This is a genomic window from Parvimonas pharyngis, assembly GCF_046569675.1.
Lineage (GTDB): Bacteria > Bacillota > Clostridia > Tissierellales > Peptoniphilaceae > Parvimonas.
In genome coordinates, this window is sequence record NZ_JBKICJ010000001.1 from 137,037 (window position 1) to 160,719 (window position 23,683).

Below are 23,683 nucleotides of genomic sequence, written 5' to 3' on the forward strand. Positions count from 1 at the left end.
AGGTTTTATTTTGGGAAAATTTTATGTTGATGTAATTTTTACTATATGTACTTTTTCTTTTTTCTTTGCATTGGCTTTGTCTTATTTAAAGAAAAATATTTCAATAGTTAATAAAATTATTTCTTTATCTATTTTAATCATTGGGATTTTTTTAGGCTTTTATATACATTTCCTTAGAATTAAGAATAAAAAAGAAATGATACATATAGTTACAAAACTTAATAGATATGTTTTAGCATTATGTTTATTTATTCTTATTCTAATAACCATATCATTATTAGTAAGTATAACTTTGAAAACTGGTACAAGAGTAAAAAAAATAGTTAGTTCAATTGTATTAACTTTAATGTTTGTAGAGATTGCATGCATGTTGTATTTAATAATACCAAGACTTTTAACTCTATCAATGGAATTTATTGCCTTTGGAGAAGATTCAGTTAGTACATTGACTTTATTTAGAGTAAGTGGTTATATTTTAGGTATATTAACAGGAGTATTACTTATATTAGCTGTTTATAAATTTTTAATTAGATGTAGTAAAAGACAATATACTCTAATGTTTAGTGCTATATTTTTAAATGCTTTTTTAGAGTATGGATTGAAGGGGATTACTGCAACAGTAAGACTAAAAGAATATTTAAAAAAAGATTTTAATATGTCACCAATACTAACAGAAAAAAGTAAAGTTTTTGGAATTAAAGTGTTTGATTTAATGATTTTTGAGGATAAGAGTGAAGTGTATTTTATTGGAATTGCTTTTTTAATTATTTTAATAGGAGCTATATTTTTTGCTTATAATAACTTAAAGGTAAAAGGAAATTTCGAAAATAGTGCAAGTTTAAGAAAAGAAAAGTGGAGATTAATTGTTAATAGGAGATGGGCATATTTTTCAATATTTTTATCTTTTATTATGATTTTTTCTGCAACATACTTAAATTATCTTATTACAAAACCTGTAGAATTAACTGCTGCACAGCCATACCAAGAAGAAGGAAATAATATAGTAATTCCATTGTCTGAAGTAGATGACGGACATTTGCACAGATTTTCATATAAAGTGGATGGACATGATATTAGATTTATTATTGTTAAAAAGCCTAATAGTACTTCTTATGGAATTGGACTTGATGCTTGTCAAATATGTGGTATTGCGGGATATTATGAAAGAAAAAATGATATAGTATGTAAAAGATGTGACGTAGTTATGAATAAAGCTACAATAGGATTTAAAGGCGGATGTAATCCAATACCTTTTGAATATAAAATAGAAAATTCAAAGATAATTATAGATAAAAAAGTTTTAGAAAAAGAAAAAGAAAGATTTCCAATAGGTGAATAGTATGTTTTTGAGAATGGTATTTGGAACTTTAGTCAGACAACGAAAAAAAATGTTTATGATTGCATTTACAGTAGCTCTAGGAGTTTCATTAGCTACTGGAATGTTAAATGTAATGCTTGGAGTTGGAGATAAAGTTAATAAAGAACTTAAAACTTATGGGGCTAATATAAATGTAGTTTCTAAAGAGGCATCTCTTATTTCTGATTTATATGAATTAGAAAATTCGGAAACAATATCTAGTGATAAATATTTAAAAGAAGAAGATTTACCAAAAATAAAGCAAATATTTTGGGGATTTTCAATTGTTGATTTTACTCCATACTTAGAAAAAACTATAAAAGTAAATAATCAAAAAACAAAATTTATTGGTACTTGGTTTGAAAAACATATGGATTTATCAACTGGTGAACACATTGATACTGGAATGAAAAATTTAAAAAACTGGTGGAAAATTAATGGTGAATGGTTGACGGAAGATGATAATGACAGTGTTATGGTTGGAAGTTTATTTGCTGGAAAAAATGAAATTAAAGTCGGAGACACAATTGAAGTTAACTCAGGTTTAAAATCTAAAACACTTAAAGTTAAAGGTATTTTTGAATCTGGAGGAAATGAAGATTTAAATATATTTTCAACATTAAAAACTGCTCAAGATTTATATGGAGTAGAAGGAAAAATATCAAATATTGAAGTTTCAGCATTGACAACACCTGATAATGAATTGGCAAAAAAAGCTACTAGAGATCCGAATAGTTTAACTCCTACTGAATATGAAACTTGGTATTGTACTGCTTATGTTAGTTCAATTTGCTATCAAATTCAAGAGGTTGTTGAAGATAGTGTAGCTAAGCCAATTAGACAAGTTGCAGAGTCTGAAGGAAAAATCTTAGATAAGACAAAATTACTAATGATTTTGATTACTGCTTTAGGTTCAATTGGTTCAGCACTAGGAATATCAAATCTAGTTACAGCTACTGTTATGGAAAAAAGTCAAGAAATTGGTCTTATTAAAGCTATTGGAGGCTCAAATTTAAGAATTATGCTTCTTATATTAACAGAGATTATAATCACAGGAATAATTGGTGGTATTGCTGGATATTTTATTGGGCTTGGATTTACACAAATAATTGGGATAACAGTATTTGGATCATATATTGAACCTGCGATTATGGTAATTCCTATAGATGTTGCTTTGGTAATAGGAGTTTCACTAATTGGAAGTATTCCAGCTATTCATTATTTATTTAAATTAAAGCCGACAGAAGTTCTTCATGGAAGGTAGGATTAAAATGACTAAAAGAAAAATGTATTTAAAAATGATTTTAAGCTCTTTCATTAGAAGAAAATCTAGAATGATTGTAGCTTTATTAGCAGTTATAATTGGATCTACTATTATGTCAGGCTTAATAACTATATATTTTGATATTCCAAGACAGTTAGGAAAGGAATTTAGATCTTATGGAGCCAACTTTATCTGTTTACCAAATGAGGGAAAAATAAGTGAGGACGATTACAATAAATTTAAAGAATTAATAAAAACTAAGAATATTGTTGGAATTGCTCCTTATAGATATGAGACAACAAAAATTAATCAAAAACCATATATTCTAGCTGGTACTGATATGGATGGAGCAAAAAAGAATAGTCCATTTTGGTATGTTGAAGGAGAATGGTCAACTAATAGCGATACAAACGAAGTAATGGTTGGTAAAGAAATAGCAAATACTTTAGGTTTATCTATTGGAGATAAATTTAAAGTAAGTGGTGTTAAACATGGGAAGAGCGCTATTGCATCTGATGTAAATGATTCTGCAGAAAAAAGTAAGAATAAAGATACTGGTGATGATTATTATGATGTTACTTTAACTGTAAAAGGAATTATAACTACAGGTGGAAAAGAGGAATCTTTTATTTTCTTAAATTTAGAAACGCTTAATAATATTATTGAAGATTCAACTAAGATTGATACTATTGAGTGTAGTATTGAAGCTAATCATAATGAATTAGATGAATTTGCTAAAGAATTGAGTGGTAAATTACCAAATGTTATAGGTTCAGCTGTGAAGAGAGTAACTCAATCACAAGATACAGTATTAAATAAATTAACAGCTCTTATATTACTTGTAAATATTGTAATTTTAGTTTTAACAACAATATCTGTTTCAACAACTATGATGGCCATAATTGCAGAAAGAAGAAAAGAAATTGGTCTTAAAAAGGCAATTGGTGCTCATAATAAGGAAATTATTATGGATTTTATTGGAGAAAGCGTGTTACTTGGATTAATAGGTGGTTTAATAGGTGTAGGTTTTGGATTTGTATTTGCTCAAAGAGTAAGTCTTAGTGTTTTTGGAAGAACAATAACTTTTCAATATTTATTAATTCCAGTAATAGTTATTATTTCTGTATTTGTAACAACAGCAGGTTGTATATTACCTGTAAAAAAGGCAGTTGAAATAGATCCTGCATTGGTATTAAAAGGAGAATAAGATATGGATAATGATGTAATATTAGAACTTAGAGATGTTTCTAAAATTTATGAGTCAGTTAATGCTCTTAGTAATATAAATTTAAAAGTAAAAAAAGGTGATTGGATTGCTATCATGGGTTCATCGGGTTCTGGAAAGACTACAATGATGAATATAATAGGATGTATGGATAGACCATCTAACGGACAGGTTTTAATAAATGGTGTGGATATTTCAAAAGAGAATCAAAAGAATCTTACTAATATAAGACGTGAAAAAATTGGACTTATTTTTCAACAATTCCATTTAATTAGTTATCTAACTGCTCTCGAAAATGTTATGGTTGCTCAGTATTATCATAGTATGATCGATGAAAAAGAAGCTTTAGAAGCACTTAGAAAAGTTGGTCTTGCTGATAGAGCAAAACATTTACCAAGTCAACTATCTGGTGGAGAGCAACAAAGAGTTTGTATAGCAAGAGCCTTGATAAATAATCCTGAAATAATTTTAGCGGATGAGCCAACAGGAAATTTAGATGAAGCAAACGAGGTTATGGTTATTGAAATTTTTAAACAACTTCACAAAGAAGGTGCAACTATAATTGTTGTTACTCACGATCCTGAAGTTGGAGATGAAGCAATGAGAAAAATAACTTTAGATTATGGAAAAATTGTAGATGATAAATTATTGACAATATAAATTGTTGATGTTATAATATGTTTGGTGATATATATGAAAAATATAAAAAATAAGATTTCTATTATTCTAATTTTATCTCTTATATTTGTTACAGGATGTAGTTCAAAAAAAGAGTTAAAAGATGGAGTTTATGAAGGAAATTATAAGGATGAAATTGCAACTGTTAAAGTTGTAATTACTATAAAAGATAAAAAGATTGTAGATTGTGTAAGAGAAGAACGAGATAATAAAAATAATAAGATTAAAGATGAAAATTACGGAAAAGATGATGCTGATTTTAATTACAAACAAGCACAGAAAGCAGTAAAAAATAGCGAAGGATATGCGAAAAAGCTTGTTGAAGTACAAGACATTGACAAAGTAGATTCTGTAAGTGGAGCTACTGTTTCTTATAAAAGATTTAAAAGTGCTGTAAAAGATGCTTTAAATAAATAATTTTTTAGGAGGATTTTTTCGTGAAAATATTGAAGAGCAAAACAGTAAATATTTTAGTTTTATTTTTAGGTCTAGTTTTAGCTTTAACACCATTTGTTATTGCACCTGTTTGTCCGCCTATGGCAAATGGGATGAGAATGAGTTGTTACTATAGCGGATTGTTAGCCACAGGTGCTGGAATTGGAATAATTATAACATCAATAATTTCAATTTTTGTTAAAAATAAAGTAATTAATGTTATTTTATATATTGTTAATGTAGTTGCTGGATTAAGTGTGCATTTAATCCCTAATAGAATTATAAAAATTTCTATTGGAATGGGTATAGATGGAAATCCAAGATTTATGGGATATTGTATGAAAGATAGTATGGAGTGTATAAAGCATAATACATTTACAATTGTTTCTATACTTGGAATAGCAATATCTATTGTTTCTTCAATATATATTGTTTATGTTTTAATAAAAAAAGACAAATAAGTTATAAAGAAAAGAGTATAAAATGAGTAATAAAAAAATTGATATTAAGTTTTTGGCTAAAGAAAATATTAGGAAAAAACCACTTAGAAGTATTTCTTTAATCAGTATAATTGCTATTTTTGTAATATTTTTATTTTGTGGAACAATATTATCTACTAGTATTTCTGGGGGAGTTAATAATTTATCAAATAGACTTGGTGCTGATATTATAGTAGTTCCGGAAGGGTACAAAGCTAATATTGAAAGTGTACTTCTAAAAGGTGAACCTAGTGAATTTTACTTACCAGACAATTCTTTAGAAAAAATAAAAACTATTGAAGGAATTGAGTCAGCGACTCCACAACTTTATGTAGCAACTCTTTCAGCTTCTTGTTGTTCTTATCCGGTACAAATTATTGGCATAGAGTACAGTTCTGATTTTATAATAAAACCTTGGTTACAAAAGACTCTAAATAGAGAGTTAAAAGATGATGAGGTTATTGTTGGAAGTAATATTGTTGGAGAAGCTAATTCAAAAGTGAAATTTTTTGACGAAGAACTTAATATAGTTGGAAAACTAGAACAAACTGGAATGGGATTTGACGCTACAGTATTTGTTAACATGAAAACTGCAAAAAAACTAGCAAAAGCTAGTGAAAGAATACAAAAAAATCCTGCATCAGAAGGAGAAAAAATTTCAACAATTCTTTTGAAATTGAAGCCTAATTACAGTGCATCAGATGTTTCTAATAAAATTATGAAGGCCTATGCAAAAGATGGAATATTTGCAATGTATAGTAAAAAATTTGTAAATGAAGTATCTTCTAACTTAAAGGTAATATCAAGTTATATTTATATTTCCATTTTAGTTATTTGGATTATGTCAACGATTCTTTTAGCAGTTGTATTTTCAACAATTTTAAATGAAAGAAAGAAAGAACTTAGTATTTTAAGAATATTAGGCGCATCAAAGAAAAAATTATCCAAGATAATTATGTATGAATCTTTATATATAGGATTATATGGGTCATTACTTGGAATAATCATTGGTATTATAGCAATTTTTTCTATAATGCCAATAATTCAAAAAAACTTAAATTTACCATTTTTAACTCCTTCTTTTACAAACATATTTATGATATCAATTTTTAGTATGTTTGTGGGAACTGTAGTTGGTTGTTTATCTTCTTTAAGTGCAACAAGAAAAATAAGCAAAGCAGATGCGTATTTAACGATGAGGGAGAATGACTAATATGCTAAAAATAGAAAATTTAATAAAAACTTATGTAAGAGCAAATGAATTTAATGCAGTTGATGATGTAAATTTAACTGTAAAAAAAGGTGAATTTGTAGCTATAATTGGAAAATCTGGAAGTGGAAAATCAACACTTTTAAATATAATATCTGGAGTATTAAGTCCTACAAATGGGACTGTTATTTTAGATAATAAAGAAATTAGTTCTTTATCGGATGATGATAAATCTTTCATAAGAAATGATTCAATAGGATTTATTCCTCAATCTACTGTTGTTATATCTACTTTAAATGTATTAGATAATATTTGCTTGCCATTCTTTTTAAGTAAAAGAGAAGGAGATTCAATCGGGAGAGGCAGATATCTTTTAAAAGAATTAGGAATTGAACATTTAGAAAATTCTTATCCTAGAGAATTATCAGGAGGAGAGTTAAGAAGAGTTACTATAGCCAGAGCTTTAATGAATTATCCAAAGATTATTTTAGCAGATGAACCTACTTCGGATTTAGATGTAAGTACTACAAAGGAAGTTTTAGAAATTCTAAAAGAAATAAATAAAAAGTTAGGAACTTCTATTATACTTGTCACTCATGACCTTGCATGTTTAGAGTATGCAGATAAGATATATACAATGGTTTCTGGAAAAATTACAGAAGGAAATAATATACAGATATAGAAACTGATTAAATAATTTTAATCAGTTTTTAATTTGAATAAAAATAATTTTATGAAAACATTATTTATAAAAGAATGCTACATAAAAAAATATATAAATATATGGACTTTTTTTGCTATATTTGATATAATTTCTCTAAAGTAAGAAAAATAAAGGAGGCAATTATGTTAAGGGAAAAGGTTGTAGTCAATTCGGAAATTGGGCTAAACGCTAGAGTAGCTTCTATGTTTTTAAGAAATTCAGTAAAATTTAATTCAGATATTATACTAATTAAAGATAATAACAGATATAATGGTAAGAGCATACTAAGTATCTTATCAATGCAAGCTGCAAATGGTGAGGAAATAGAAATTGAAATAACTGGTGATGATGAAAAAGAGGCAATGGTAAGCTTAACTTCGTTTTTTGATAAAGACTTAAAAGAATTTTATACTATATAGAAAAATCTCTGAAAAGAGATTTTTTTTTAATAATATATGACATAAGAACGAATTTTAAATAAATCAAAGAAAATAAAATTGATAAATTAAATAGTATTATTGAGTGTAAAATAAAGAATTTCTTTTGAAAATCTATCAAAAATATTAATACTAGAAAGCAAAAACGCTTGAAATATCTTCTTTTTTTTGCTATACTTTACTTAGAATATAGTTTGTATTTTCACTATATTTTACATAGAATAACCAAATATTAGTTATATACTAATAAAGAGTACATATTTAAAATTACATGCATTACAATTTAATAACAAATGTTTTAAAACATATACTATTTATTTTTTTAATATATAACTGTATCTGGTTTTTCTAAAACTTTTTAAAAGGAGGCAAATTATGGCTTTTGTTTTTAATGTTGAAGAAAATCAAGATAAAATAAATGAACTATGTGAATTTATTGATAAGAAAAAAGATATTCCTGGAGCATTAATGCCAGTATTACAGGAAGCACAAAGTATTTTTGGATATCTTCCAGAAGAAATTATGGATTTGATAGCTAAAAGAATGAAAATATTTCCTGCTAAAGTTTTTGGAGTAGCTACTTTTTATTCACAATTTTCATTTATTCCAAAGGGCAAGTATCAAGTTGCTGTTTGTATGGGAACTGCTTGTTATGTAAAAGGAGCTCAAGAAATATTAAATGAGTTTTGTGACAGAATAGGTGTTGAAGTTGGAGGAACTAGTGAAGATTTAAAATTTTCAGTTGCTCAAACACGTTGTATTGGAGAATGTAACTTAGCTCCAGTAGTTACTATTAATGAAGACGTTTATGCACATATTAAAAAAGCAGATATCAGAAGAATAATGAGAAAATATAAATAGGGGTGATTTTATGATAAAAACTGAAGTTGATTTCAAGATACTAGATTCTATAAAAGAAGAAAACTATCCTCTATTAATTGAAAGGTTAAAACAAGAACCTGATAAGTACATAATTGACGATAAAGGTATTCGTCTAAAAGGGGAATTTTTTGAAAAACAAACAAGAATCGCATTAAAGAACTTTGGTGTTATTAATGAACATAGTGTTGAAGAATACGTTGCTCTAGGTGGTTATTATGCTTTAGCAAAAGTAATTAGTAGTTATTCACCTGAAGAAGTAGTTAATGAAATGAAAAATTCAGGACTTAGAGGACGTGGTGGTGCTGGTTTCCCAACAGGTAAAAAATGGGAAGGTGCTATGCAACAACCAGAAGGACAAAAATATGTAGTATGTAATGCAGATGAAGGAGATCCGGGTGCATTTATGGATAGATCCATATTAGAAGGGGATCCACATTCTGTACTAGAGGGAATGGCTATTTGTGGGTATGCAATTGGTGCTGACAAAGGATTTATCTACGTTAGAGCTGAATATCCTAAGGCTGTTATAAATTTAAAAGAAGCTATTAAAAAGGCAGAAGAAAAAAATCTTCTTGGCTATAATATAATGGGAACGGATTTTAGTTTTCATGTTGAATTAAGACTAGGTGCAGGAGCATTCGTATGTGGTGAAGGTACAGCACTTATAGAATCTATTGAAGGTAAACGTGGTATGCCTAGAACAAAGGTTTATAGAACAACTGTTAAAGGTCTATTCCAAAAACCAACAGTACTAAACAACGTTGAAACTTTTGCCAATGTTCCTCAAATAATGGAAAAAGGTTCACAATGGTATAAATCAATAGGAACAGAAGATAGTTCGGGAACAAAAGTATTTGCTCTTGTAGGAAAAGTTGCTAACGCTGGATTAGTTGAAGTTCCGATGGGAACAACTATTAATGAAATTGTTTATAATATCGGTGGTGGTACTGGTAATGACAAAAAAGTTAAAGCAGTACAAACTGGTGGACCATCTGGAGGATGTATTCCAACTGACTATTTTGATACTCCAGTAGATTTTGGTTCTCTTGCTAAGATTGGATCAATCATGGGATCAGGTGGAATGGTTGTTATGGATGAAACTGACTGTATGGTTGATATAGCTAGATTCTTCTTAGATTTTACAGTTGAAGAATCTTGTGGTAAATGTGTTCCTTGTAGAGAAGGTACAAAGAGAATGTTAGAATTATTAGAAAAAATCACTTCTGGTAAAGGTGAAGATGGTGACATTGAAAGACTTGAAGACCTTTCAGAAACTATTACTGTTGCATCTCTTTGTGGTTTAGGACAAACTGCTGCAAATCCTGTAGTAAGTACACTTCATTATTTTAGAAATGAGTATGAAGCACATGTATATGATAAAAAATGTCCTGCAGGTGTTTGCCAATCACTTCTTGAATTCTTTATTACAGACAAATGTATTGGATGTACTAAATGTGCTAAAGCGTGTCCAGTAGATTGTATTACAGGAGTTCAAAAAGAATTACATGTTATTGAACCATCTAAATGTATCAAATGTGCATCTTGTGAAGAGGCATGTCCAGTTGATGCTATAATTAGAAGATAGGTTCAGGAGGTATATTATGGCTAATATGATTAATTTAACTATAAATGGTAAAAATGTTAGTGTTGAAAAAGGAACTACTATCATTGAAGCTGCTAAACAAGTTGGAATAGATATTCCTAACTTATGTTATGAAAAGAGTCTTACTGCTTTTGCGGGTTGTAGAATGTGTGTTGTTGAAATTGAAGGAAGTAAAAAGTTAGAAACTGCTTGTTCTACTCTTGTTAAAGAAGGTATGGTTGTTACTACTGAAACTGAAAAATTAACTAAAATTAGAAGAAATATCTTAGATTTATTATTTTCTAATCATCCAAGTGACTGTTTAACTTGTGAAATGGTAGGAAACTGTAAATTACAAGAATATTGTTACAGATATGGAATGAAAAAGGGAACTTGGATTGGAGAAGTTCAAAATCATGAAATTGATGCTAATAACCCAGTAATGATTAGAGACCAAAATAAATGTATATTATGCGGTAAATGTGTAAGAGTATGTCAAGATGTCCAAGTTACTGGTGCAATTGACTTTGTAGATAGAGGTTTTCAATCAAAAATAGGAACTCATAAGAATTTAGATTTAAATACAGAAAACTGTAGATTCTGTGGACAATGTATTAGTGTTTGTCCAACAGCCGCATTACTAAACAAACAATTAATGGGAACAAGACCATGGGAAATTAAAAAAGTAAGAACAACTTGTCCATTCTGTGGAACTGGTTGTAACTTTGATTTAAATGTAAATGTTAAGACTGGAAAAGTTATAGGAGTTACTCCAAATGAAGATTCTCCTATAAATGGAACAGAACTATGTGTTAAAGGACGTTTCCATACAGACTTAATTAATAGTCCGGATAGATTAACAGATCCATTAATTAAGAGAAATGGAGTTTTTGAAAAAGCTACTTGGGAAGAAGCTTTAGATTTAGTTGCTTCTAAATTAAATGAAACTAAAGAAAAATTCGGACCAGATGCAATTGCTGGTTTAAGTTCTGCTAGAACATGTAATGAAGATAACTTTGCATTCCAAAAAATGATGCGTGTTGCAATTGGTACAAATAACGTTGACCACTGTGCTAGAACCTGACATGCTCCTACAGTTGCAGGTCTTGCAACAACATTAGGTTCAGGAGCGATGACAAACTCTGTAAACGAAGTTTTTAAAACAGATTTAATGTTTGTAATTGGTTCAAATACAACTGAAGCGCATCCAATAATTGGTAATAAAATGCAACAAGCGCATAGACAAGGTAAAAAATTAATAGTAGTAGATCCTAGAAAGACTGAATTAGCTAGAGAAGCTGATTTACACATTTCATTAAAATCTGGAACAGATGCTGCTTTAATCAATGGTATAATGCATATTATAATTGAAGAAGAACTATATGCAAAAGAATATGTTGAATCAAAAGTTGAAAGATTTGAAGAAGTTAAAGAACTTGTTTCAAAGTATAATCCAGAGCTTGTAAGTAAAATTACTACTGTTCCAGTAGATCAAATCTATGAAGCTGCTAGAATGTATGCAAATGCTGAAAGAGCCGGAATATTCTATACATTAGGAATTACTGAACATACAACTGGTACATCAAATGTAATGAATTTATCTAATTTAGCTTTATTATGTGGAAATATTGGAATTGAAGGAGCTGGTATAAACCCACTTCGTGGACAAAATAATGTTCAAGGTGCTTGTGATATGGCTGCTTTACCAAATTATTTCCCAGGATACCATAAAGTATTAGAAGAAGAAAATGTTAAAAAATTTGAAGAACATTGGAATTGTACGTTAAATAGGAAGATGGGTTTAAGAATTCCTGAAATGTTAGATGGTGCTGCCGAAGGTTCAGTTAAAGCAATGTACATTATGGGTGAAGATCCTGTGTTATCAGATCCTGATGCAAATCATGTTAAACACGCTTTAAATAATTTAGATTTTTTAGTAGTTCAAGATATTAACTTAACTGAAACAGCTAAACTTGCAGATGTTATTTTACCTGCTACATGTTATGCTGAAAAAGATGGTACATTTACTGCTTCTGAAAGAAGAGTTCAAAGAGTAAGAAAAGCTGTTGAAGCTCCTGGACAAGCTAGATTGGATTGGTCTATATTAGCAGATGTTTCTACTAGACTTGGAGGTAAAGGATTTGATTGGAAATGTGCAGAAGATATTTTCAATGAAATTAGAAAATGTATTCCTACTTATAGTGGAATTACTTACGAAAAAATCGAAAGGTTAAATGGAGTTCAATGGCCTTGTACTTCTGAAGAACATGAAGGTACTAAATATCTTCATAAGGGAAGATTTACAAGAGGAGAAAGAGCTCTTATGATTCCTGTAGAATATGAAGGACCAAAAGAACTTGAAAATGAAGAATATCCTATTATTTTATCAACTGGTAGAACATTATATCATTATAATGTTATGACAAGATATTCTGATGCTCTTGATGGAATTCTTCCACATGAATTAATAGAAATTTGTGCAGAAGATGCAGCTAAATATGGTTTAGAAGATGGAGACTTCATGAGAGTTACTTCTAGAAGAGGTAGTGTAGTTGGTAGAGCGAAGATTACTGAAAAAGTAAAACCAGGATTAATTTATATGACATTCCACTTTGCCGAAACACCTGTAAACCAATTAACTAGTGCGCATTATGATCCTATAACAAAAACAGCTGAATACAAAGTAACAGCTGTTAATATTAAGAAAGTAAATAAACTTGATAAAGGATTAGAAAGTGAAAAGTTTGTTGACTTAAATGAATTAGTGGAAGAAATAGTATAGTTCTAGTTAAATGATATTTTTAAATTTTAGATTGGGAAGTTAAAACTTCCCAATCTTTTTATGTAATTTTAGTTTTATTATTGAAACTTATCTAATTTTAATATATACTAATAGTAATCAGTTTTAAATTTTAAAGGAGGCAATAATGACAAAAATTTTATTAGTTGAAGATGAAGAAAATATTAGACTATTTACAAAAATAAATTTAGAAAGAGAAGGTTTTGAAGTTCTAGAAGCAGAAAGTGGAGAAATTGGTGTAGAGCTTGCTCTTAAATATAATCCTCAAATTGTAATTTTAGATGTTATGTTACCTGGAATAGATGGTTTTGAAGTTTGCAGAATTTTAAGAGAAAAACTTCCAAAAATTGGGATAATAATGTTAACTGCTAAAACTCAAGATGTTGATAGAATAAATGGACTTGAAAGTGGAACGGACGATTATTTAAGTAAACCTTTTAATCCGGTAGAACTTATTTTAAGAATAAAATCGTTAATTAGACGTCTTGATTCAATTCAAAATAGTAGTGATTTAATAAGTATTTATCCGTTTAAATTAGACTTATATTCTAAAAACTTTTATAAAGATGGTAAAGAAATAGAATTAACTCCTACAGAACTAACTATTATTACTATTTTTATGTCAAATCCAGGAAGGGCATTTTCAAGAAATGAGTTACTGAATATGACATGGGGAGAAGAATTTGAAGGTGATATTAAAATAGTAGATGTTAATATAAGAAGACTAAGAGCTAAAATAGAAGATAATTCAAGTAAACCAAAATATATTGAAACAGTTTGGGGGACTGGATATAGATGGAATTCAAATTAGTATATGAGAAAATATCAAAAAGAATCAATATGCTTAAGGATTTTTTATTAAAAAAATCTTTAAAGACTAGAATAATAACTCAGTTTTTCTTAGTTATTGTATTAATTGTAGTTTTTTTTGAGATTTTTTTAATATTTACTATAAAAAACTATTATTATTCCGGTGTTACTGGGATAATACAAAGTCAAGCAAAATATAGTGCTAAACTTTATGAGGTACATTTAGCAAATTCTAGTTTATCAGAAATTGTACTAGATGATATTGAAGAATTTTATAGTGAAGTTAATGCTCAGGTTCAAATCCTTAATAATTCGGGAAAAGTATTAGTAGATACAGTTAATGGAAATGAAATTGGAAACGTATTATCAACAAATGATGTAACATCAGCTAAGAATGGAAGTTATGGATCTAATATATATAAGAATCCTATTACAAATAATAATGAATTAGCTGTTTCAATTCCACTAAATAATGGTAATGAACAAGTTGGTATAGCAAGATTCATTATTTCCATGGAAAATGTTGATAGTATTATTGCTCAAAGATATCTAGTATTTTTCTTGTTTGGATTTTTTGTAATTGTTATAGGAGTAAGTATTAGTATCTTTATGAGTACTAAGATAGTTAATCCTATTGAAAAACTTACTAATGTTGCTTTAAAATTAGCAGATGGACAATTAAATGAAAAAGCTGATGAAGTTGGTGATTATGAAATTTCTAAATTAGGAAGTACAATGAACTTGATGAGTGAAAATTTGGTGAAGAAAGAACAACTAAAAAAAGATTTTATCTCAAGTGTTTCTCATGAGTTGAGAACTCCATTAACAGTTATAAAAGGATGGGCATTTACTTTGCAGCCAGAAGCCAAAGGAAATAAACTTTTAGAAGATGGATTGAGTATTATAGAAAAAGAAAGTGATCGTTTAGGTAATATGGTTACAGAACTTTTAGATTTTTCTGAACTAAGTAGTGGAAGACTTATAATGAATAAAGAGCTATTTGATTTAAATGAACTTGGTATATTCATCAATAAACAATTAATGCCAAAATCTAGTTCAAAGAAGATTGATATGTTATTAAATTATGATGAATCTAGAAGAGTTATGGTTATGGCAGATAGAGATAGAATAAAACAAGTATTTATTAATATTTTAGACAATGCACTAAAGTTTACTGATGAAGGTGGAGTTGTATTAACAGATATTAAAATAGAAGATGATAAAGCTGTAGTAGAAGTAATAGATAATGGTTGTGGAATTTCAGAAGAAGAAATTTCTTTAGTAACAGGTAAATTTTATAAAGGATCAAATAGTAATTCACATACAGGGTTAGGTTTATCTATTTGTGAAGAAATAGTAAAAGCTCATAATGGTAATTTAATAATAAGAAGTGTTCTGGAAAAAGGTACAGTTGTTAGAATAGAATTACCATTAGAAAAGGGAGAAATTCAAAATGAAGTATAAAAAATTAATATTTAGTAGTATAGGTATAAGTTTATTCTGCTTGGTAATTTTACTATTCTTTGTTCTTAGAGGTAATTTTTTTAAGTATACAGATATTAATTCTATGATTTTCGAACCTAAAACAAATTCTTTGATAGTATCAGGAACTTGGGAATTAAGCTCTATTACATCTTTAAGCGATGGAAGTGAAGTTAAAAGTTCAGAAGAAAAATTATATATAACAGAAAATTTTGTATATTTTGAAAAAATGGGAACAACAAATCCAAAATTTAAGTTTAGACAAGTTAACTTCAAAAACTATTTACTATATAATGGAGTTGTAACTGATAAGATAAATATTGATACAGATGATGTGATAGTTGTATCTATTAAAGACGAGAGAAATTTTTATAAAGAGTTTATTGTTTTGGATAAAAATAAAATAGCAACTATATATAATAAAAAATATTATATTTTTGAAAAAAAATCTGATAATGTTGATAAAAGTATAATTGAAGAACTTAGTTTAGATAAAAGTTCAATTAATCCTAAAAAAGATATTTCATTTTTAATAGGTGTTAAAAGTATCGGAACTAAAGATGTTGATTATGAAACTTTTTTAATAAGAAAAAATGGCGATGAAAAACCTACTGCAGATAAAGTTGAAGGTCTTTTTGTAAATAATAAAAATAAGTTTTTTCTTGTTAATGCAAATGAAGATGAAGTTTTTGTTACTAATGATTATATAAATAATACTAATAAGATTAGTTTAGGAGTAAAAAATGCAACTATAAATTTTTTAAGTAAAAATTATATTAGTCTTGAATCCTATAATGCTGAAACAAACAAAAAAAACTATTCAATTTATAAAATAGGAGAACTTTCTGCTGAAAGTCAAATGTCTATTAAGGATATAGCAGGAGATAAGGGAGAAAAAGCTTATTTTAATGACATAAGAAAACTTGGGTATTCAAGTGATAATATAAATTTATATGATATGAAAAATTTTGGAGTTAAAAGAAATAATTTTAGTTGGGTATTTAAAGGAATTTTAAGTAATTATTCTCATGATAATTTTGTTTCAAGTGAGATAGATTTAGATTTGATCCCAAATGTTGATATATTTTCTAATAAGTCTAGTAAAATTTCAAAACTAAGAGTTAAAGAAAAAGTTCCAGATGTTCTTGATTATTTCGTTTCTCCTGATGAAAGTGTAATTGTAATTTTGACAGCAGATGATATTTCTATGTATGAGATAAAAAATCAAGAAATTGCTACATTACCAATTTTTACAACAAGTTTAAAGAATAGAAGAGAAGTTGTAACATTTCAATGGACAAATGCCATAAGTAGTGAACTAACTTATACAGAATTTATGAAAATAAAAACAAAGTAATTAGAAAAAATAATAAATAATTTATAAAAAAACTCTATGCATAGCATAGAGTTTTTTTTATAACGAATTTATATCTAATTCTTTCTTTAATTCATTTATTTCATCCATCATAAAGTCTTTAAATATTTTATTAATGTTTGAAAATTGTAAATTTTTGTTATAAACAAAATAGAATTTTCTATTTAAGTAAAGATTCTTTATATTAAGTATTTTTACACTATCTTTATAAGGTGATATATTTAACATTCTTTGTGAAATAAAACCACTACCAACGCCTTTTGAAATTAATTCCAAAATCGTATTTGTATCATGAATAGTCGCAACACTATTAGAAATAACATTTAAAGAGTTATTTCTCTTTAGTTCATCTTCAACAATTTGCCTAGTTCCTGAACCTATTTCTCTAAGTATTATTTTATCGTTACTTAAGTCTTCAATGTTAATAACTGAATAATTTTTCAAATCAGGATAAGCATCTTTATTTACTACATAAACAATATGATCATCCATTATTTGTGTATATATTAATTTTGGATTAGAGATTTTTAATCCAACAATACCAAAATCAGTTTCACCAACTAAAATACTATCAATTACAGTTCTAGAATCATCATTACTTATATTAAAAGAAATATCAGGAAATAAATTAGAAAATTTTTCAATTAAATTTGGTAATATTATTTTTCTAGGAACAGATGATACACAAATATTTAAAGTACCTTTTAAATTTTGAGAATATATGTCTAAATCTCTAATAATTTCATCATAAGAAGCTAAAATATTAAGAGCATGTTTATAAACAATACTACCAGCTTGTGTAAGTGTTACACTTCTTCTTGTTCTTACAAATAAGGAAGTATTTAGTTCAGATTCAAGTGCTTGAATATGATTTGTTACAGAAGGTTGAGTTATATATAACACATCCGCTGTTTTGGTAAAAGATTTAGTTTTTACAATAGTAATAAAAGTTTCTAATTGTTTAAAGTCCATAAAATCCTCCGTATTATAAAGATAAATTAAAAATATAATAAATTATAAGTAAATTTTTTATTTATACAATAATTTTAATTTAAAATGTAAATTTCATATAATTTTTTATATTATAACATTTTTTTAACAAAAAGTAAATATTAATAAAATATTATAAATTAATTTAAGAAAATTATACTATTTATTAAATTTGTATTTTTATAATACAAATAAAAATATTTAGAAAACGTGTTGACTAATAATATAAAATATGTTAATATATCTATGTTAGGGGGTATGAAAAATGTTTTCAAATGAAAATATAAAAAAGGTTGATCCAGCTATTGCTGAAGTTTTGGAAAAAGAGTTACAAAGACAAAATAGTCATATTGAATTAATTGCTTCTGAAAACTGGGTAAGTGATGCAGTATTAGAAGCAACAGGAAGTATATTAACTAATAAATATGCTGAAGGATATCCTGGAAAAAGGTATTATGGTGGTTGTGAAGTTGTTGATGAAGCTGAAAGATTAGCAATTGAAAGAGCCAAAGAACTTTACGGTTGTGAATATGCAAATGTTCAACCTCATTCAGGGTCTCAAGCTAATTTTGCTGTATTTTTTGCTGTATTAGAACCTGGTGATACTTATATGGGTATGAATTTAAACCATGGCGGACATTTAACACATGGAAATCCAATTAACTTTTCAGGAAAAATTTATAATCCAGTACCTTATGAAGTTGATGAAAATGGTTATATCGATTATGATGAAGTTCTTAGAATTGCAAAGGAATGTAAACCAAAAATGATAATTGCAGGTGCTTCAGCATATGCAAGAAAAATAGATTTTAAAAGATTTAGAGAAATTTGTGATGAAGTAGGAGCAGTATTGATGGTAGATATGGCACATATTGCTGGTTTAGTTGCTGCAGGACTACATGAGTCACCAATACCATATGCAGATGTTGTAACATCAACTACACACAAGACTTTAAGAGGTCCTAGAGGTGGATTAATTTTATCAAATAATGCTGCGAATGAAAGATTTAATTTTAATAGAGCAATATTTCCAGGATCTCAAGGTGGGCCATTATTACACGTAATAGCTGCAAAAGCTATTGCTTTTAAGCAAGCTTTAGAACCAGAATTTAAAGAGTATCAAAAACAAGTATTAAATAATGCACAAGCCTTAGCAAATGGATTAATGAATAGAGGAATTAAACTTGTTTCTAATGGTACAGATAACCATTTAATGTTAGTTGATTTAAGAGATTGTGATATCAGTGGAAAAGATCTTGAAAAAGCATTAGATTCTGTTCATATTACTTGTAATAAGAATACAATTCCAAATGATCCAAGATCACCATTTGTTACAAGTGGTATAAGATTAGGAACACCTTCTATTACTACTAGAGGATTTAAGGAAGAAGAAATGGATTTAGTAGCTGAAGCGATTGCAGAAGTTATTAAAAATGGTGAAGAAGGAAAAGCAAAAGCATTAAAAATTGTTGATGAATTAACTAAGAAAATTCCTTTAAGATAAAATATTTAAAAATAAAAAAAACGTCATTATATGACGTTTTTTTTATGGTATTAGTGAAAGTATCTTATCTATAATTATCTGCTTAATATTTACTTTATCTTTTTCAGATTTCAGTATTTCTTTTGCAAGTGTAACTTCATCTGTTATTATACCATTTGCACCACTAGAAAACGCCTTTGAAATTTCATCATCAGTATTAGCAGTCCAAATATATATTTTTTTTCCTTTTTTTTGTATTTTTCTTATAATTTCATTATTTACAATTTCTTTTTCAATACAAAAGAAATCTACAAAGTCTGCATTATAAAATTTACCATAACTAAAAGCAATAATTAAACCAGTTGATATATTAGTGTTATTATTTTTTATTTCTCTCAATGCTTTTGGATCTAATGACGAAACAACGACATCATGTGGTCTATCAGCTACTAAATTAGCAACTTCTTTTGCTAATTTTTTTTCGTTATTATTATATGGTTTTAGTTCAATGTTTAGTTTAATTTTTCCTGAGGTTTTTTCTATTATGCTTTTAAGATCTATAAAATCATATTCCTTTAAAGTTATTTTATCTTTAATTTTATAGTTTTTAAGTTCTTCAAAATTCAAATTTTCTATAATAATTTTTTCTCCAGTTAATCTTTTTAAATTATGATCGTGTGATAAAACTACAACATTATCTTTAGTAAGAACAACATCAATTTCTACAAACTCAGCTTTATTTTCGATTGCTTCATTGACTGCTTCTAATGTGTTTTCAAAAGAATTTTTTGTACTTCCTCTATGAGCCATAATATCTGGTTTAATGCTTGTTATAGTATGATAAAACTTAATTTCTTCATTTGAATTTTTGTATTTACCAAAAACACCTGCAAATATTAATAGAACTAATACTAACGATAACTTCAATCTAATTTTATTTGTGGGATATACAATATCAGATATTTCTGTATTCTTTAAATTTATAAAATAAAATTTAGATAAATCATAAAAAGTAATAAAATTAGATAGTACATTTGTTATTACTTTTAAAATTGTTGCAGTGCTTAGATAAGTTATAAATGCAATGTCACTTAAAATTTTATTCTTTGATTGATAGTAAAATATTAGTACAATAAAAATTAAAAGAATAATATTAATTACTTGTATAAGTATATATTTTAAACCAATAAAAAATAATACTTTTATACTTTTAAATAAATTTCCACTAATTCTTTTAAAACTAATTTTAACACTATCTATAAAATTTTTATTTTCTAAGAAGAAAATATGATATATAAATAAAAGAAAAATAGAAACAATTAAAGATATAATTATTAATATGCTAAAAAGTATAATACCGCTTTTTGTGTTAAATATAGGTTCAGTAACAAAATGAGGAATTTTAAGTCCTTTATGTATTGATGTTGGCACTGGTATATTAATTGATACTAATATTATTATTAGATAATTTTGAAATTTTTTAATCTTATCCTTTATTTGTTTATATGAATTATTAAATATTTCTAAAATTGAAACATCCTTATTTAGTCTTAATTGGTTTGATGTAAAAATAAAACTACTTACTTCAAATAATTTGACTATTGAAGATGAAAAAATAATAAATAAAAGTGAAGCAATTTTTGTTGGAGATTTCAAAAAAATTCCTGGACTTTCTATATAAAAAAATCCAAATTTTGTAAGTCTTAAAACTAATGAAAATACTTCTTTTGAAAAAGGTAATAGAATTACTATAAATGCTAGCTGGAATAGTATATCAAAAATTAATAAGTTTTGAAAACTTTTCTTTTTTATTAGTTTAAACATTATTACTCCTTTATAAAAAATATAATAATAATAATACCACAAATAATGAAATTTTAAAAGAATAATTTCAAGAAGATATAATTTTACATTAAATAATTAAAATAAAAGCTAAAAATTATACTTTATATTTTGATAAATTTTTGATAAAAAAAATTTATATTTATATTGACAAAATATAAATTTCTTGTTATTATTTACATGTAAGTTAAATATAATAACTTGAATGAAATAAAATTAAAAGAGAAAGAGTATCTAGGGTTCCGAATATAATTGCTGGTCCAAGCGATACGAATACTTTATAAGTATTACACCTAAGGGAGAAAAGCCCAGGAGGTAGGTTTCGCTTGAAGCCTACTTGCCTGGGCTTATTTATTTCTTATGTTAAATTAGGAGGTATTTTATGGAAAAAATCTATACTGGAAAGACAAAAGACATCTATAAGGGCGATGACGGAAACTACATTTTAAAGTTTAAAGATGACGTAACTGGTGAAAATGGAGTTTTTGATCCTGGTGCAAATACTGTAGGCTTATCTATTGAAGGTGTTGGTCATGAAGGATTAAAAATAACTAAATTTTTCTTTGAAAAATTGAAAGAAAAAGGAATTAGAACTCACTATGTTGACTGTGACTTAAGTGAAAACACAATGACTGTTAAACCATGTGAAGTATTTGGAAAAGGAATTGAAGTTATTTGTAGATTTAAAGCTGTAGGAAGCTTCATAAGAAGATATGGATTATACGCTAATACTAATGATGATTTAGATACTTATGTAGAAATAACATTAAAAGATGATGAAAGATGTGATCCTTTAATTACTAAGGATGCACTTGTAATGTTAAATATATTAACAGAAAAAGAATATGAAGATTTAGTATCACTTACAAAAGAAATTTGTACAATTATTAGAGATATTTTAAAAGAAAAAGGACTTACATTATATGATATCAAGCTTGAATTTGGTAAAGTAGATGGGGAAGTTGTATTGATTGATGAAATATCAGGTGGCAATATGAGAGTTTATAATGGAGATAAAATTGTTGCACCAACTGATTTATATTCTTATTTGCTTAAATAATTAAAGCCGGAAGAATATCCGGCTTTTTAATATTAAAAATTTTATGGAGGTTTTTTATGAAAGTAGCTGTAATTATGGGCAGTATTTCTGATAAGGATATTGCTAAGAAAACTTGTGATATTTTAAATAAATTTGGGATTGAATATGATGCAAAAGTTATATCTGCGCACAGATCTTTAGACTTTGCAATAGATTTTGTTAATAAAATGGAAGAAAATAATATTGAACTTATTATTGCATTTGCAGGAAAGGCTGCTCATTTAGCTGGAGTTCTAGCTGGAATTTCAACAACTCCAGTAATTGGTGTTCCTGTTAAAGCTTCTACTCTTGATGGTTTAGATGCATTATTATCAACTGTTCAAATGCCAAAAGGAGTTCCAGTTGCAACAGTTGCTATAGATGGCGCTGAGAATGCTGGTATTTTAGCGGCACAAATTCTTTCATTAAAATATGATGAACTAAAATCTAAATTAAAAGAATATAAGATAGAGATGAAAGAGCAAGTAAAAAAAATGGACAATGATCTAGATATTTAAATGGAGGATATATAAATGGCATTAACATATGAATCAGCAGGCGTAAATAAACACGAAGGGTATAATGAAGTAAATTTAATAAAAAAATTTATTAAAAATACTTATACTAAGGGAGTTCTATCTGACTTAGGTGGATTTTCCGGTCTTTTTGAATTAGGAAATGATTTTAAAAATCCGGTATTAGTTTCTGGAACTGACGGAGTTGGAACAAAGGTTAAACTAGCTCAAATGATGGATATTCATAATACTGTTGGAATAGATTGTGTAGCAATGTGTGTTAATGATATTCTTTGTCAGGGTGCTAAACCTTTATTTTTCTTAGACTATATAGCTACTGGAAAACTAGTTGCAGAAAAGATGGCTAGTATTGTTGAAGGGGTAGCAGAAGGATGTATTCAAGCAGGATGTGCTCTTATTGGTGGAGAGACAGCTGAAATGCCAGGAATATATAAAGAAGAAGATTATGATATTGCGGGTTTTTGTGTAGGAGTGGTTGAAAAAGAAAAAATAATAGATGGTAAGAAAAATGTGAAAAAAGGAAATATAATTTTAGCATTACCATCTTCAGGAGTTCATAGTAATGGATTTTCATTAGTGAGAAAGATAATATTTGATCATAAAAATTTCTCATTAAATGATGTAACTGAAACAGGAAAAACTCTTGGTGAAGAACTACTAATACCAACAAAAATTTATGCAAAACAAGTTGTTAATTTGTTAGAAAAATTTAATGTAAATGGACTTTGTCATATTACAGGTGGAGGACTTTATGAAAATGTTCCTAGAGTATTAGGTGAAGATGTTGATGCTAAAATTTTTGAAAAAAATATTCCTCAAAAAGAAATTTTTACACTACTTCAAAAATGGGGAGAAATTTCAAAAGAAGAAATGTATGGAACTTTTAATATGGGAATAGGAATGCTAATTTTTGTTGAAAAAGAAGATGTTGATGGAATTAAGACTTTATTTGCTGATATGAATGAAGAAATATACGAAGTTGGAGAAGTTGTCGAAGGAAATTCTAAAGTGATTTTATATTAAACAATTTGGAGG

General features: G+C 27.3%; 21 protein-coding genes. 19 read left to right on the forward strand and 2 right to left on the reverse strand.

Annotation, left to right across the window (positions count from 1 at the left end):
- Positions 1–10: 10 nt before the first annotated feature.
- The 15 genes from ACLGL0_RS00690 (at position 11) to ACLGL0_RS00760 (ending at position 16,701) form a co-directional block, all read left to right on the forward strand.
- Complete coding sequence (locus tag ACLGL0_RS00690) at positions 11–1,339, forward strand: Fe-S-containing protein (RefSeq protein WP_411013254.1); 1,329 nt, start codon at positions 11–13, stop codon at positions 1,337–1,339.
- A 1-nt stretch (position 1,340) separates the two neighbouring features.
- Positions 1,341–2,621, forward strand: a complete 1,281-nt coding sequence (locus tag ACLGL0_RS00695; RefSeq protein WP_411013255.1) for an ABC transporter permease — start codon at positions 1,341–1,343, stop codon at positions 2,619–2,621.
- Positions 2,622–2,628: 7 nt separating this feature from the next.
- Positions 2,629–3,828 carry an ABC transporter permease gene (locus tag ACLGL0_RS00700; RefSeq protein WP_411013256.1) on the forward strand — a complete coding sequence of 400 codons (1,200 nt, stop codon included), beginning with the start codon at positions 2,629–2,631 and terminating at the stop codon, positions 3,826–3,828.
- A gap of 3 nt (positions 3,829–3,831) precedes the next feature.
- Complete coding sequence (locus ACLGL0_RS00705) at positions 3,832–4,506, forward strand: ABC transporter ATP-binding protein (protein ID WP_233055492.1); 675 nt, start codon at positions 3,832–3,834, stop codon at positions 4,504–4,506.
- Between the two features lie 33 nt (positions 4,507–4,539).
- The gene (locus ACLGL0_RS00710; protein ID WP_411013257.1) at positions 4,540–4,941 is read left to right on the forward strand and encodes an FMN-binding protein; all 402 of its coding nucleotides are present in this window, start codon (positions 4,540–4,542) and stop codon (positions 4,939–4,941) included.
- Between the two features lie 20 nt (positions 4,942–4,961).
- A complete protein-coding gene (locus tag ACLGL0_RS00715) occupies positions 4,962–5,420 on the forward strand; it encodes a DUF4418 family protein (protein ID WP_233055494.1) in 459 nt (152 codons plus the stop codon).
- Positions 5,421–5,442: 22 nt separating this feature from the next.
- Positions 5,443–6,651, forward strand: a complete 1,209-nt coding sequence (locus ACLGL0_RS00720) for an ABC transporter permease (RefSeq protein WP_313962089.1) — start codon at positions 5,443–5,445, stop codon at positions 6,649–6,651.
- A gap of 1 nt (position 6,652) precedes the next feature.
- Positions 6,653–7,330: an ABC transporter ATP-binding protein gene (locus ACLGL0_RS00725; protein ID WP_411013258.1), complete on the forward strand. Its 678-nt coding sequence runs from the start codon at positions 6,653–6,655 to the stop codon at positions 7,328–7,330.
- 164 nt (positions 7,331–7,494) lie between these two features.
- Positions 7,495–7,770 (forward strand): HPr family phosphocarrier protein, encoded by a 276-nt coding sequence (locus ACLGL0_RS00730; protein WP_314557519.1) that lies wholly within the window; start codon positions 7,495–7,497, stop codon positions 7,768–7,770.
- Positions 7,771–8,163: 393 nt separating this feature from the next.
- The gene (locus ACLGL0_RS00735) at positions 8,164–8,649 is read left to right on the forward strand and encodes an NADH-quinone oxidoreductase subunit NuoE family protein (RefSeq protein ID WP_233055498.1); all 486 of its coding nucleotides are present in this window, start codon (positions 8,164–8,166) and stop codon (positions 8,647–8,649) included.
- Positions 8,650–8,659: 10 nt separating this feature from the next.
- The gene (locus ACLGL0_RS00740; protein WP_411013259.1) at positions 8,660–10,255 is read left to right on the forward strand and encodes an NADH-ubiquinone oxidoreductase-F iron-sulfur binding region domain-containing protein; all 1,596 of its coding nucleotides are present in this window, start codon (positions 8,660–8,662) and stop codon (positions 10,253–10,255) included.
- Between the two features lie 25 nt (positions 10,256–10,280).
- Positions 10,281–13,034, forward strand: a complete 2,754-nt coding sequence (gene fdhF / locus ACLGL0_RS00745; RefSeq protein ID WP_411013470.1) for a formate dehydrogenase subunit alpha — start codon at positions 10,281–10,283, stop codon at positions 13,032–13,034.
- Between the two features lie 145 nt (positions 13,035–13,179).
- On the forward strand, positions 13,180–13,863 hold the full coding sequence (locus ACLGL0_RS00750) for a response regulator transcription factor (RefSeq protein WP_313962092.1): 684 nt from the start codon (positions 13,180–13,182) through the stop codon (positions 13,861–13,863).
- Positions 13,848–15,326 (forward strand): sensor histidine kinase, encoded by a 1,479-nt coding sequence (locus tag ACLGL0_RS00755; protein WP_411013260.1) that lies wholly within the window; start codon positions 13,848–13,850, stop codon positions 15,324–15,326. The genes ACLGL0_RS00750 and ACLGL0_RS00755 overlap by 16 nt, the downstream gene beginning before the upstream one ends.
- The gene (locus ACLGL0_RS00760; protein ID WP_411013261.1) at positions 15,316–16,701 is read left to right on the forward strand and encodes a hypothetical protein; all 1,386 of its coding nucleotides are present in this window, start codon (positions 15,316–15,318) and stop codon (positions 16,699–16,701) included. The genes ACLGL0_RS00755 and ACLGL0_RS00760 overlap by 11 nt, the downstream gene beginning before the upstream one ends.
- Before the next feature lie 57 nt (positions 16,702–16,758).
- On the opposite strand, the gene ACLGL0_RS00765 is transcribed toward ACLGL0_RS00760, so the two are convergent.
- Positions 16,759–17,691, reverse strand: a complete 933-nt coding sequence (locus ACLGL0_RS00765) for a selenium metabolism-associated LysR family transcriptional regulator (RefSeq protein WP_233055503.1) — start codon at positions 17,689–17,691, stop codon at positions 16,759–16,761.
- A 283-nt stretch (positions 17,692–17,974) separates the two neighbouring features.
- On the opposite strand from ACLGL0_RS00765, the gene glyA reads away from it, so the two are divergent.
- Complete coding sequence (gene glyA / locus ACLGL0_RS00770) at positions 17,975–19,213, forward strand: serine hydroxymethyltransferase (RefSeq protein ID WP_411013262.1); 1,239 nt, start codon at positions 17,975–17,977, stop codon at positions 19,211–19,213.
- Positions 19,214–19,255: 42 nt separating this feature from the next.
- Here the strand turns inward: glyA and ACLGL0_RS00775 are convergent, their stop codons facing one another.
- A complete protein-coding gene (locus ACLGL0_RS00775; RefSeq protein ID WP_411013263.1) occupies positions 19,256–21,016 on the reverse strand; it encodes a glycerophosphodiester phosphodiesterase family protein in 1,761 nt (586 codons plus the stop codon).
- A gap of 400 nt (positions 21,017–21,416) precedes the next feature.
- On the opposite strand from ACLGL0_RS00775, the gene ACLGL0_RS00780 reads away from it, so the two are divergent.
- Genes ACLGL0_RS00780 through purM form a run of 3 tightly spaced genes read left to right on the forward strand, consistent with a single transcriptional unit; the run spans position 21,417 to position 23,671 of the window.
- On the forward strand, positions 21,417–22,094 hold the full coding sequence (locus ACLGL0_RS00780) for a phosphoribosylaminoimidazolesuccinocarboxamide synthase (RefSeq protein ID WP_411013264.1): 678 nt from the start codon (positions 21,417–21,419) through the stop codon (positions 22,092–22,094).
- A gap of 56 nt (positions 22,095–22,150) precedes the next feature.
- Positions 22,151–22,630 (forward strand): 5-(carboxyamino)imidazole ribonucleotide mutase, encoded by a 480-nt coding sequence (gene purE, locus ACLGL0_RS00785; protein ID WP_411013265.1) that lies wholly within the window; start codon positions 22,151–22,153, stop codon positions 22,628–22,630.
- A 15-nt stretch (positions 22,631–22,645) separates the two neighbouring features.
- Positions 22,646–23,671, forward strand: coding sequence for a phosphoribosylformylglycinamidine cyclo-ligase (purM, locus tag ACLGL0_RS00790; RefSeq protein ID WP_411013266.1), 1,026 nt, complete (start codon positions 22,646–22,648; stop codon positions 23,669–23,671).
- Positions 23,672–23,683 lie beyond the last annotated feature (12 nt).